This is a genomic window from Achromobacter animicus, from assembly GCF_040775605.1.
Classification (GTDB): domain Bacteria; phylum Pseudomonadota; class Gammaproteobacteria; order Burkholderiales; family Burkholderiaceae_B; genus Achromobacter; species Achromobacter animicus.
Map to the genome: position 1 here is coordinate 6122348 of NZ_JAYGJK010000001.1, position 13101 is coordinate 6135448.

General features: G+C 63.0%; 10 protein-coding genes. 1 reads left to right on the top strand and 9 read right to left on the bottom strand.

Translation table 11 applies throughout. From position 1 onward, the window contains the following. Positions 1-148: 148 nt before the first annotated feature. The 3 genes from AB3147_RS28075 to AB3147_RS28085 are packed head-to-tail and all read right to left on the bottom strand — an operon-like array spanning position 149 to position 3536. Complete coding sequence (locus AB3147_RS28075; protein WP_367353606.1) at positions 149-1753, bottom strand: rhodanese-like domain-containing protein; 1605 nt, start codon at positions 1751-1753, stop codon at positions 149-151. Then, the gene (gene metC, locus AB3147_RS28080; RefSeq protein ID WP_367353484.1) at positions 1753-2946 is read right to left on the bottom strand and encodes a cystathionine beta-lyase; all 1194 of its coding nucleotides are present in this window, start codon (positions 2944-2946) and stop codon (positions 1753-1755) included. The genes AB3147_RS28075 and metC overlap by 1 nt, the downstream gene beginning before the upstream one ends. A gap of 2 nt (positions 2947-2948) precedes the next feature. Continuing rightward, a complete protein-coding gene (locus AB3147_RS28085) occupies positions 2949-3536 on the bottom strand; it encodes a cysteine dioxygenase family protein (RefSeq protein ID WP_367353485.1) in 588 nt (195 codons plus the stop codon). 139 nt (positions 3537-3675) lie between these two features. On the opposite strand from AB3147_RS28085, the gene AB3147_RS28090 reads away from it, so the two are divergent. Then, the gene (locus AB3147_RS28090; RefSeq protein WP_175124805.1) at positions 3676-4551 is read left to right on the top strand and encodes a LysR substrate-binding domain-containing protein; all 876 of its coding nucleotides are present in this window, start codon (positions 3676-3678) and stop codon (positions 4549-4551) included. 17 nt (positions 4552-4568) lie between these two features. Here the strand turns inward: AB3147_RS28090 and AB3147_RS28095 are convergent, their stop codons facing one another. Genes AB3147_RS28095 through mnmG form a run of 6 tightly spaced genes read right to left on the bottom strand, consistent with a single transcriptional unit; the run spans position 4569 to position 10762 of the window. After that, complete coding sequence (locus AB3147_RS28095; protein ID WP_367353486.1) at positions 4569-5573, bottom strand: asparaginase; 1005 nt, start codon at positions 5571-5573, stop codon at positions 4569-4571. Next, positions 5566-6483, bottom strand: coding sequence for a ParB/RepB/Spo0J family partition protein (locus AB3147_RS28100; protein WP_367353487.1), 918 nt, complete (start codon positions 6481-6483; stop codon positions 5566-5568). Before AB3147_RS28100 ends, AB3147_RS28095 begins: the two co-directional genes overlap by 8 nt. Positions 6484-6528: 45 nt before the next feature. Further along, positions 6529-7350: a GNAT family N-acetyltransferase gene (locus AB3147_RS28105; protein ID WP_367353488.1), complete on the bottom strand. Its 822-nt coding sequence runs from the start codon at positions 7348-7350 to the stop codon at positions 6529-6531. A 9-nt stretch (positions 7351-7359) separates the two neighbouring features. After that, on the bottom strand, positions 7360-8160 hold the full coding sequence (locus AB3147_RS28110) for a ParA family protein (protein WP_105241282.1): 801 nt from the start codon (positions 8158-8160) through the stop codon (positions 7360-7362). After that, positions 8157-8846, bottom strand: a complete 690-nt coding sequence (gene rsmG, locus AB3147_RS28115) for a 16S rRNA (guanine(527)-N(7))-methyltransferase RsmG (RefSeq protein WP_367353489.1) — start codon at positions 8844-8846, stop codon at positions 8157-8159. The genes AB3147_RS28110 and rsmG overlap by 4 nt, the downstream gene beginning before the upstream one ends. Next, positions 8843-10762 carry a tRNA uridine-5-carboxymethylaminomethyl(34) synthesis enzyme MnmG gene (gene mnmG, locus AB3147_RS28120; RefSeq protein ID WP_367353490.1) on the bottom strand — a complete coding sequence of 640 codons (1920 nt, stop codon included), beginning with the start codon at positions 10760-10762 and terminating at the stop codon, positions 8843-8845. The genes rsmG and mnmG overlap by 4 nt, the downstream gene beginning before the upstream one ends. Positions 10763-13101 lie beyond the last annotated feature (2339 nt).

A 13101-nucleotide genomic window follows, 5' to 3' on the forward strand; every position in this document is an offset into this window, starting at 1 on the left:
TCCCCTTGAGTTGGCGGCCGGATACTCGACCGTCCTTTGCATTCCGGTTCGCCATGAACCGTCCGCACCCCGCCGGCAAAGGCCGCCGGGGCGTACTGATCAGGTTGAAGCGTGGGTATCGCCGCGCGTGTCGGCGCGGCGGCGGGCGTCAGCCGGCCGGCGCCCCGGGGAACCGGTAGGTGGCACGTTCCCGCTCGTCGATCTGCTTGACGAGGTTGGTTTCCCAGGCCAGGTACTGTCGCGCCGCCGCTTTGTTGCCGTCGTGGCGGTCATGCACGAAAAAGAGGTAGTCGATGCAGTCGCTGTCGGGTGGGTCGGCGGGCGTGGATTCCAGCGCAATCCCTTGCGCGGTCCAGCTTTCGGGCGTGCCCGTGTTCGCCTTGACGTCTGAAACGCCCAATGCGCGAAGATCGTTCGCCGCCCAGGCCGCCAGTGCGGCGTCCTCGGCCAGCAGGATGACGGGACGTGCGGGATCGAGGGTCAGCCGTTCCAGACGCGGCCGGATCGACCAGCGCGCGCCGGCGACGTGGCGCGCCCGATACCGCATGCTGGGGCGGATATCGATCGCCTGCGCGCCGTGCGCGAGCGCGTCCGCAAGCTGCGTATCGGACAACACGGTGATTGGCGGCACCAGCGCCGCGGCCACGTCGTTCCGCAGCGACGCGTCGCTTCCTTCTTCAAGTGTGCAAGCGTCCCAGCCCATCTGCCGCAACCAGCTCGCGACGACTGGGGCGCGCACGCCTTCCGCATCGAACACGACGATGCGTGCGCCGCGCACGGCGATGTACTGGTCCGTCGCCTGGATAAGCTGGCCGCCCGGTGCGTGCTGCGCGCCCGGCAGCGAGCCTTGCGCGAATTCCTCGGCGCTGCGCACATCGCACAGGAACGTCGTGCGCGCGGAATCGCCTAGCCAGGCCTGTACCTGCGCCGCGTTTGCCGACGGCACGCCATGGCGCCGGGCGAGCTGCGCGGAGCGCTGCGCCAGCGCCGGAACGTCGTCCTGCGGAACGTCGTCGGCATAGCGGCGGCGCGCGCCGTGCTCGAGCTGCAGATCTTCGAGGTACCAGCCTTGCGTGCCGTTTTCGAGCGCGTAGACGGGATTGGGAACGCCAAGATTGATCAGCGTCTGCGCGCCGATAATGCTGCGGGTGCGGCCGGCGCAGTTGATCACGATGGTGGTGTCCGGCCGCGTCGCGAGCGTATGAGCGCGCAGCGCCAGTTCGCCGTTGGGGCAGCAGATGCCGCCCGGGATGCTCATCTTCTGGTATTCCGCAAACGGACGGCCATCCAGCACGATCAGGTCGTCGCCGCGGCGTTGACGTTCGGCCAGTTCGCGGGCGCCGATGCGGGGGGTGTGGAAAACCTCTTCGGCCAGTTCGCCGAAGGTCTTGCTGGGCACGTTGACGCCCGCGAATGCCGCGTAGCCATCACGCTGCCACTGCGCCAGCCCGCCCGCCAATCGGTGCACGTTGGTGTAGCCCAACGCGGCCAGTGCGCGCGCGGCACGCGCCGCGGTGTCGTCATCGCCGCCGTTGTCGTAGACGACAACGCGCACGCCACGGCGCGGCGCAAGACGCACGATGTCGATTTCGAGCCTGCTGTACGGCACCGGCGCGGCGTAAAAGAGATGGGACTCGCCATACTGGCCATGTTCGCGCACGTCCAGCAGCGCGATCTCGCCGCCATCGTGCAGCCACTGCTTGAGCATATGCGAATCGACGCTGGCGGATTGTTGGTTGTGAGAGGACTGCATCATGAGATTCGGAGGGAGCGAAGGGGTTGGGTCAGCGCGGCAAGACCGCGTTCCAGGTCGGCGATGAGGTCGTCAGGATCTTCCAGGCCGATATGCAGGCGCAGCATGGGACCGCTGGCCTGATAGCCGGGAAGCGATCGCGAGTTCTGCAGAAAGACCGGAATCACCAGGCTTTCGAAGCCGCCCCACGATGCGCCGATGCCAAAGAGCTGAAGGCTGTCGATAAGCCTTTCGGCATCGGCCTCGGTGTAGGCGTCCGACAGTTCGATCGTCAGGAGGCCATTGGCGCCATTGCAATCGCGCCGCCAGATGGCGTGGGAGGGATCGCCCGGCAAGGCGGGATTCAAGACGCGCGAGACTTCGGGCCGCGCCTGCAACCACTGCGAGATCTGCAGCGCGCTGCGCGCGTGCTGCGTCATGCGCAACGGCAGCGTGCGCATGCCGCGCAGCACCAGGTAAGCGTCGTCGGCCCCAACCGTCTGGCCGAAGTCGATCGTTGCGCGTTCCAGTGCACGCCAAGCACGATCGTTGGTGATGACCGCGCCCATCATCACGTCGGCATGGCCGCCGAGGTATTTGGTGGCGGCCAGGATGGAAATGTCGGCGCCCAATGCGAGCGGTTTTTGCAGCAAACCGGACGCCCACGTGTTATCCACAGCCAGCCAGCAGCCGTGTTTTTTTGCAGTTGTGGATAACTCGGTGAGGTCCGGCATCTCGTACGTCAGGGACCCGGGCGACTCGGCGTAGATCATGCGGGTATTGGGCCGGATCAGCGGCTCGATGCCCTGGCCGTCGGGGCGGTAGTACGTGAATTCGATGCCCAGGCGCGTCAGGTGTTCGGCGCAGAACCGGCGCACCGGCTCGTAGACGGCATCGGTCAGCAGTACGTGATCGCCCGCGCGAAGATAGGCGAGCAGCACAGTGGCGATCGCGGCCTGCCCCGTGGGGTACAGCTTGGCGCGATAGCCCACTTCCAGTTCGATCAGCGCATCTTCCAATGCGTGCGTGCTGTCGGTGCCGCGCGCGCCGTAGGATGGCAGGCGCTCCTGTTCGCGGCGCGCCCGCGTATCGCGCCACGCCTGCACACTGTCAAAGACATATGTGCTGGCGCGCGTGACCGGGGTATTGACCCAGCCTTGATGAGGACGTCCCGCGCGCAGCAGGCGCGTTGCGGACCGGAAGGGTTTGCTCATGATCAGCGCCGCGTCTGCACGCCGATGGGCATGATCTTGCAGGTGCCGGTCTCCAGGTCGAAGCCCAGGCGTTGGTCCAAAGTTTCCAGCGCGCGCCCGTACATGTGCAGGTGGCGGATGACGCTGTCGCCCTGGATCTCCACGGCGTGGATGTCTTCGGGCATCAAGGCGATGCCGCTGCCGGGGCCGACGACGACGGTGTCGACCTTTTCCAGCTTGCCGACGCCGGGTTGCGAGCCGTCGTCGATGCGGTCGTACACGTAGTTGTATTCCACGCCCTCGACCGCGGCGATACACGCCCAGGTGGTGTGGTTGTGCGGCACGATCTTCTTGCCCGGGTGCATCACGTTCAGATAAAGCGCGTAGCTCTTGTCGGCGTCCTCGGCGATGAGGTAACGGGCCTGGCGTTCGTCGCCTTCAGGCGGCGGGTAGCGGTCGGCGCCCCACCACGCGGTGTTGCCGGCCAGGGCAACCAGCTCGTCCAGGACAGATTGCAGGCTGTCGCGGTTCAGGCCCTTATTTCCTACAGTTTTTTTAATATTTTCGACCGCGCTATCGATGCCGGCCTGTTGAGGATGTGCAGTGCTCACGTCGACGTTCCCTCTTGTTTCATGAGTTATTGCACTCACTGTATCGCCGGGTTCACGCGTCAACAATTTAAATTGCTTGAACATTCCATTAGGGCTGCTAATGTGTCGGGTTATCCCTGAACCCATTTTCAACGCCCTGATGCGGAACCTTGACCTTGACCTGCTACGCACGCTGACGGCAATCGCCCAGCATGAAACATTCTCGGAAGCCGCCAACCGGCTGCACAAGACGCAGTCGGCCATCACGCAGCAGATGCAGCGGCTCGAGTCCATGATCGGCCTGCCCCTATTTGAAAAGCAGGGCCGCAACAAGGTGCTGTCTTCCCACGGCCGGCGGCTGGTCGAATACGCGCGGCACATGCTGGCCATCAATGACGAAGCGTTGCGGGCGCTGCAGGCCGGGCCGTTGGAAGGCGATCTGCGATTGGGTGCACCGCTGGACGTGGCGGACACGATCCTGCCGACGCTGCTGACGCACATCGCACGCGTCGCGCCCCGCGTGAAACTGGAGATCCGGGTGGATCGCAGCCCTTTCCTGATGGACGCGCTGCGCGCCGGTGAAATCGATCTGACTATCTCAACGCGCTTTGACCAGGACTTCGAGGGCGTGGCGTTGCGCACGTCGCCGACGGTATGGTTGGCGTCCGCAGATTACGTGCACGATGCCCACTCACCCGTACCCCTGGTGCTGGCGGACGAGCCCAGCATCTTCCGCCGGCTGGCGCTCAATGCACTGGAGCAGGCGCAGGTGCGCTGGCACACGAACTACGTGGCGCCGAATCTGGTGGGGATCAAGGCGGCGCTACGCGCGGGCCTGGGGGTGACGGCGCGCAGCGTGGAACTGCTGGGGCCGGAGATGCGGGTGCTGGGAGAAAAGGAAGGACTGCCACCGCTGCCGGATGTGACGTACTTCCTGTGGATAAGGCGTGATCTCATCAATCCGCTGACGCGGCAGGTGTACGACATGCTGCGGACCAACCTGGGGCTTGCGCAGCAAGGCGCCGCGACGGCCTAGCCGCCGCGGTCCATGGTTCAGTAACGGTCGAAGATCTGCTGCAGGGCAGTCGGATCGCGCGTGACCGTCAGGGCGAGCATCAGCAGGATGCACGCCTTCTGGGGGTTCAGGTCGCGCGCCGCGACAAAACCCAAGGCGGCGTCGTCGACTTCGACATCGCGCGCCACGAATCCGCTGCCGGTGCGGCTGGACCGCACGACCGCCACGCCATCGTCCGCCGCGCGGCGCAGGCCTTCGATGGCCAGGTCGGTGGCGTTGCCATCGCCCACTCCCGCCAGCACGATGCCGTCAGCCGCGCTGGCTAGAAAATCGATCAGATCGGCCTGCAGGTTGGCGTACGCGTAGACGATGTCGACACGCGGCCAGCCGGTCTTTTCCAGCAATGCGAGTGAAAACTCGCTTTGCTCGCCGAACGTGGTGGCGTTGCGCGAATAGAAATTGGGCACGCCGCCGTGCATGACGCCGGCGCGGCCGCGATTGGGCGACGAGAAGGCGCACAGACCCGCGCTGGCGATCTTCTGGATTTCGCGGGCGTAGTGGATGTCTTCGTTCATGACGACGAGCGGCCCGCGGCCGCGCGCGTCGGGGTGACGCGCCAGCGCCACCGCGTTATACAGGTTGGCCGGGCCTTCGGCGCCAAGCGCCGTGGCCGGACGCATCGCGCCGACCAACACGACGGCCTTGTCATGGCGGTTGACCAGGCTGAGGAAATACGCGGTTTCCTCGAGCGTGTCCGTGCCGTGGGTGATGACGATGCCGGCCACCGAGGGGTCCTGGCAAAGCGTGTCCACGCGCTGCGCCAGTGTGCGCCAGACGTCGTGCGTCATGTTCTGGCTGCCGACGTTGGCCACTTGTTCGGCGCGGATTTCGGCGATGCCGGCAAGCTGCGGCACCGCACCAAGCAGATCGTTCACGGAAAACGTGCCGGCCTTGTAGCCCGCGGACGTGGCGTCGGCCTGGGCCCCTGCGATCGTGCCGCCCGTTGCGAGCACCGCAATGACGGGCAATGCGCGTTCAGGCATCCACGGCTCCGGAAAGGCCTTGGCGTTCGAGGAGCGAGTTCAGGTGCTCCCAGCCGTGGAAATCGATGACGATCTGCCCCTTTTCCTTGGCACCCACTTTCAGCGCGACGCGCGTGCCCAGGTGGTCGGACAGTGCTTCTTCAAGACGCGTCAGGTCGCGCGACACGCCGTTGGTTTTCTTCTTGGGCGAGGCCGACGCTTCGGCCTCCTTGGCGGTCTTTGCGACGAGCTTTTCAGCTTCGCGCACCGACAGGCGGCGCGCGATGATGAGGTTGGCAAGCTGGATCTGCGTAGCCGCGTCAACGGCAAGCAGCGCGCGGGCATGGCCCATATCGACGTCGCCGGCCAGCAGCATGGTCTGCACGGGCGCGGCCAGGTTCAGCAGACGCAGCAGATTGCTGGTGGCGGAGCGCGATCGGCCGATGGCCTGCGCGGCCTGTTCGTGCGTCAGGCCGAACTCATCGAGCAGACGGCGCACGCCGTGCGCTTCTTCCAGCGGATTCAGGTCTTCGCGCTGGATGTTTTCGATCAGCGCCATGACGGCCGCGTTTTCGTCGGCGACCTCGCGCACCAGCACCGGCACTTCCTTCAGGCCGGCAAGCTGCGCGGCGCGAAAGCGCCGTTCACCCGCGATGATCTCGTAATACCCGGGCGCGTCGCCCAGCGCACGCACGAGAATCGGCTGCATGATGCCTTGCGTGCGAATTGATTCGGCCAGCTCGCCCAGGGCCCCCTCGTCCATGCGCGTGCGCGGCTGATACTTGCCGGCGCGCATCTTCGAGATGGGCAGGGTGGACGGCGGACCCTCGGGCTTGGCGACAGCCTTGCCGATGTTGTCGATGGCGGGCGCATCGGCGCCCAGCAAGGCGTCCAGTCCGCGACCCAATCCCTTGGGTTTCTTGGTGGCCATAATTAAATCCTCTTTCCTTCTGTCTTTGTATCCTGAGCGCCAGGCTCAGGTGTCCGCCTGCTCGGCGGGCAGGCGGTACCAATACGCGTAACAGTCTTTGAATCCGTAGCGGGCGTACAGCGTCCGCGCCGCGGTGTTTTCCGGCTCGACCTGCAGGTAGGCCGTCCTGGCGCCGCCGGCGGCCCCTTCGGCCAGCAAATGCTCCATCAGGACGGCGGCGTAGCCTTTGCGCCGATGTCCAGGATGGGTAACGATGTCGAACAGGCCGAGCAAGTCACCTTCGCGCACGGCCATGCCCGCGACAACCACCTGCCCTGCCGCGTCGGTGGCAAGCACCGGCTGCTTATCCACAGCCAGGCCTTGCAGGCGAGTCTGATGTTCTTCGATGTGCGCGGCTGACGAGCCGCGCAGCGCCCCGACCGCCGCTGCGAAGCGCTCGGCATCGACCATGCTGAAATGCAGATCGCTCCTGACGCTTGCGCGCGGAGCGAGCGGCGTGCTCATGACGCGAGTCTCACCGGTATAGATATAGCCGCGGGCCTCCAGGTCGGCGTCGAGCGAAAAATCGGGGCCGATGGAGGTGATGCGCAGCACCATGGGCAAACCCTGGCGCGCATACAACGATGAACAATACGCCAGCCGCTCATCCAAAGGACGTGTGGATAACCCCAGCACATTGACGCTGCGTACCCGCTTGGCCGGCGATTGGGCGAAACGCACCAGCCAGCCATCATAGATCACCTGCGCGCCGACGGCGGTGGCATTGAGCGCCGCGTCTTCCAGCCGCACGCGCAGCGCATCACGCACGTCGGCGGGCGGCGTGCAGAGGGCTGTCTGGGGCGGAAAAAAGAGCGCGGCGTCGGACATGGGGGACGGCTAGTTCAGGTCCTTCCTGACGCGCTCTATCATTTCGGCGCCGAATGAAATGTAGGCCTGCGCGCCGCGTGACGCACGGTCATACACGACGCCCGGCATCCCGTAACTGGGTGCTTCGGCCAGACGCACGTTGCGCGGCACGACGGTCTTGAAAACCTTGTCGCCGAAGTGCGATTCGAGTTGCGCGGACACCTGCTGTTGCAGCGTCATGCGCGGGTCGAACATCACGCGCAGCAAGCCGATGACGCGCAGGTCGTCGTTGATGTTTCGATGCACGCGCTTGATGGTGTTGACGAGGTCGGACAAGCCTTCGAGCGCGAAGTATTCGCACTGCATCGGAATGATGACGCCGTGCGCGGCAGCCAGACCGTTGAGGGTAAGCAGGGACAACGTGGGCGGGCAGTCGATGAGCACGAAGTCGTACTGGGTCGCGACGGTGTCGATGGCGGCCTTCAGTTGGCGCTCGCGCTGTTCCATCTGCACCAGATCGATCTCGGCGCCGGATAGTTCACGGTTGGCGGGCAGCACGTCGTAACCGCCGGACTCCGACTTCACGCGTGACTGTTCAATGGAGGATTCGCCGATCAACACCTGGTACAGGTTGGACTCCAGCGAATTCTTGTCGATGCCGCTACCCATCGTGGCATTGCCCTGCGGGTCCAGGTCCACCAGCAGCACGCGCTGATTGTGCGTGGCAAGGCCCGCCGCCAGATTGATGGCGGTCGTCGTCTTGCCCACTCCGCCCTTTTGATTGGCAATGCAGAAGACGCGGGCGGATGTGCTGGGGGGTATGTTCTTCATAGGGTTCCTTGACTGCGGCGCATCCAGATCAGGCAGCGTTCTGCTTGCAGCTCCGGGACCTGGAGCGGCTGAATATGGTCGACTTGCCATTCCCCGCGCGCGTGCAGCGCCTGGATTTCTTCTTCGGGGAGCTTGCCCTTCATGGCGACGAGGGTACCATTCTTGGCTACGTGGCGACCCGCGAGTTGCGCAAAATCATCCAATGATGCAAACGCTCGCGACGTCACGATGTTGCACTCGGCAGGATCGATCGTTTCGATGCGCGCATGCTGCGATTGCAGGTTGGGCAGACCCAACGCGCCGCTCATCTGACGCACGAACGCGGTCTTCTTTTCGACAGCGTCAACGCAGGTCACGGACCACTGGGGCCGCATGATGGCCAGAACGACGCCAGGCAGCCCGCCGCCCGAGCCGACGTCGTAGACCTTGGCCGGCGCATCGGGCGCAGCCAGCGCCTCGCTAAAGGGCTTTACGGCCGCAAGGCTATCGAACAGATGCTGCACAAGCATCTGCTGCGGATCGCGGATGGCGGTCAGGTTGTACGTGCGATTCCAGCGCTGCATCTGCGCCAGGTAATTGAGCAGTTTGGCGATGGCGCCGTCATCGGCGGTCACGCCCAGCTGCTCGCATGCGCGAGTGAGTCGGCCGGCCATGTCGATGCCGGCCTGATTGGCGGGCGCGCTCATGCCGCTTGCTTGCGCGAGCCGTAATGCAGGCGCTTCAGGTGAATGAGCAGGAGCGAAATGGCAGCCGGCGTGACACCGGAAATGCGCGCGGCCTGGCCGATCGTTTCCGGACGATGCGTCTTGAGTTTCTGGCGCACTTCGAAGGACAGGCTGGTCACGGCGTCGTAGTCGACGTCCGCCGGGATCGGCTGCTGTTCATGGGCGATGTGCTTTTGCACTTCGTCCTGCTGGCGCGCGATATAGCCGGCGTACTTGACCTGGATCTCGACCTGCTCCGAGAGCACGTCGTCGTCGACAACGCCCGGGCCGGCCAGCAACGTGCCGTCCGCGCTCTGGGCGGCCATCAAGGCTTCGTAGGTCACGTTCGGCCGTTTCAACAGATCTGCTAGTGAGTACTCACGTTCAATCGCCTTGCCAAGCAGCGGTTCAGCCACCTCGGCCGGCAGCAGACGCGGATTGACCCACGAAGACTTCAGGCGTTCGACTTCGGCAGCGACTGCGTCGCGCTTACGGTTGAACGCATCCCACCGCGCATTGTCGACAATACCGAGCTGGCGGCCGATTTCGGTCAGGCGCAGATCGGCATTATCTTCGCGCAGGCTGAGGCGGTATTCGGCGCGAGACGTGAACATGCGGTACGGCTCGGTAACGCCGCGCGTGACCAGATCATCGACGAGCACACCAAGGTACGCTTCGTCGCGGCGCGGTGTCCACTGCTCGCGGTCCTGAGACTTCAGTGCGGCATTGACGCCAGCCAGCAGCCCCTGGGCCGCGGCTTCTTCGTAGCCGGTGGTGCCGTTGATCTGCCCGGCGAAGTAAAGCCCTTCAATGGCCTTGGTTTCCAGCGTGCTCTTGAGTCCACGTGGATCAAAGTAGTCGTATTCGATGGCGTAGCCGGGCCGCATGATGTGCGCGTTTTCAAGGCCGGGCAGCGAATGAATCAGATCCAGCTGCACATCGAACGGCAGGCTGGTCGACACGCCGTTGGGATAGACCTCGTGCGTGTCCAGCCCTTCCGGTTCCAGGAAGACCTGGTGCGACTGCTTGTCGGCAAACCGATGGATCTTGTCCTCGATGGACGGGCAATAGCGAGGACCCACGCCCTCGATGACGCCGCTATACATCGGCGAGCGATCGAGGCCGCCACGGATGATGTCGTGGGTGCGCGCGTTCGTATGAGTGATCCAGCACGGCAGCTGGCGCGGGTGCATGGCCACGTGGCCCATGTACGAGAACACGGGGACCGGGTCCAAGTCGCCGGGCTGTTCTTCCAGGATGGCGTAATTGATCGTGCGTCCATCGATGCGCGGCGGCGTGCCGGTTTTGAGGCGGCCTTGGGGAAGCTGCAGTTCCTTCAAGCGCTGGCCCAACGAAATCGCGGGCGGATCACCAGCGCGACCACCCGAGTAGTTCTGCAGGCCCACGTGGATCAGACCATTCAAAAACGTACCGGCGGTCAGCACTACCGTCTTGGCACGGAACTTCAGCCCAACTTGCGTGACGGCGCCGACGACACGATCACCCTCCACCATCAAGTCTTCGACAGCCTGCTGGAACAACCAAAGGTTCGGTTGATTCTCGAGGCGTCCGCGGATGGCTTTGCGGTACAGGACACGATCAGCCTGCGCCCGCGTTGCGCGAACGGCCGGACCTTTCGATCCGTTCAAGATGCGGAACTGGATGCCGGCCTCGTCGGTTGCCAGAGCCATGGCCCCGCCCAGCGCGTCCACCTCTTTGACGAGGTGACCCTTGCCGATTCCGCCGATGGACGGATTGCAAGACATTTGGCCAAGGGTCTCGATGTTGTGCGTGAGCAGCAGCGTCTGCGCACCGGTACGGGCAGCAGCCAGTGCCGCCTCGGTGCCGGCGTGGCCGCCACCGACGACAATGACATCGAATTCGCGGGGATAGTCCATGATGGGGGGAGGTAAAGAAGAGAGCGATCGGCGCTCATTATAGAGGCAGGGGTTGCATGTTTCACGTGAAACATGCGGGCTGGTTGTTTTATGTGATGTTTGAAGCGCGGTGGCTCGGGGGGATTTGATCCTTAGCGTGGGGTAGCCAGGAATATCGGCATTTGCCGGTGTTTATCGGAGTGTTCCACGTGAAACACTTGGGTCGTTTGTCGACTGAGTACGAGGCTCCAGTCGGTAACACGTTTCACGTGGAACAGGGACGGCTATCGAGAGTAGCTGGACCGAGGCGCTCTGAACTGGGGAGCGAGCCGAGTGTGGTCTCTCTTATGATGTCGGCGGCGTTGGTAGTGGCCTAAGCAAGCTCGGCTGCCGTAGGTGTCGCCAAGCGCGAGCTTCGAAGGCCAATGAGGGTGACCTAGCCGATGTTTCACGTGAAACATCCCGGAGCACTAGAGGAATGACTCGGCCCGCCCTTCCCTGCTGCAACTGACCTGAATGATCGATAACAATTGAACATTCAATATTCGGCGGCCCGATACACCCTGGTCCAAGCAATCCCGCAAGTCCACCGCAGGGCCTGTCTGGCAAACGTATTGGCCCACACGTCGCAAGTTTTGCACATATCCAAACTCTGGTCGCTGCGAAGTTTCACGTGGAACATCGCACACCCAATTGGACCCCGCTACACGCGGCCGTCCCACACTGCGGATATCAGAGATCGCCGACGCGGGAGTATCGGACAGAGGCCGTTGCCAAGTGCGTCCGGCTATAGGCAGAACGCTCCCATCACTTGCCAGGTCCCGCGATTACGTTCTGTAAGGGGCATCCAAGTCCATTTGGCTGCCCTATTCCGTATCCTGCTCTAGGCGCGCGCAAGAGGTCCGCTTATGCACGGAACCCCGGGCAGCGACACTCCACCTGGTTAGACTGAGGAGAACGTCTCAGCGCGCGCGGGGAAATACTGTTAGCCCCTCTACCTTCATTCATCGGTTGTGGTTCCCTGCTCTCGCAGCCGACGGCCGCTCGATGTTTCACGTGAAACAACGACTTAGGTCGACTGCTACGTCGTTCAACCGTTCACCGGAACGTCAAACGTGCCATTCTCTGCAGTCGGCCGTCCGCTGAGAGCTGAAGACAGCGTATCGCGACGGGATGTACGCTGCATAAACTCGCTAAATCGTGCGAACGCGCTGGGCATGGGTGCGATAACGCGTGGCGAAGTCAGAGGAGAAAGGCTGTTTCACGTGGAACACTGCCCGGCCTGCAACATTGAGAAGGCATATCACTACCGGGATACGTCGAGTCTGGCGGTGAGCCACGCAGGCCGTCGCCTCTTCATTGGAGCCAAGGCCGTATCAACGCTTCTGACCTTTCCAGAAATGAACGCCGATATTGATAGCTATAAAGCGCCCGCTGCGCTCCAATGAACAACCCCAAAAGCCGATTCCCCCACGCGTCCTTGCTTCGTAGAGGATGTTCCACGTGAAACACATTGACGGGCATGAGGAAAAGTAGCGTCGGTGTTTCACGTGAAACACCCTCAGAGCGGTCCGGGCTTTAACCGTCTGAGTCGGGATCTCAGTTGCCGCAGGTGCCAGCCCGCATGCGGATAGCTGCCCACACGGCCCACCAACCATAATCGCGACTGATCGTCGATACCTGACGTCACCGCGGCGAAACGGTAAGAAAGATGAAAAATATCGATTTATTCCCCCCTTACCTACCCCTTACCCGAAAATTCATATTTTTTTAGTTCATGGCTCGCTGACTGTGAGCGATAGCCCAAACCAACGGCGGCAGGTCGCTTCTGAATTTGCATGTCGGCGCGTGCTCGCCGAAGTGTTAACCACAGCGTTGTCCACAAACCAGATCAAGCTGCCAACTGTCCTTCGTCCAAAGAGTACGGCGACGCGAGCAAAATTCGAGATGTCGGCCAGGTCCGGCTGTAATGCTCCCAATCAGACGTATGGTTTATCCACAGACGCCTAGCAACGACGGGACCCTATGAAAAGAATCGGATGACGAAGCGCAAAGCCAGGGTTACGCACATTCTTATCAACAGGCAAGCCCGCGAAATGACCAGGACGCAGCGACCGAATCACCACAGGAACACACAGGCGGGCCAGTCAGCCCCGAGAAGCCGGCCGCCCGAGTATCTTCCCTGACTCGCCCATTTCCTCTATTCAGAGAGAGATGTCTTATCCACAGCGTCGAAGGCAACGAGTTCAAGACGGCAATGCGGTGCACACCGATGCACGACAGCAATTCGTTGCCGACAGACCCAAAATCACGAAAGCAATTCCGCGTTAGAAATCAAAGACAAAGCCGAAAACCGAAAC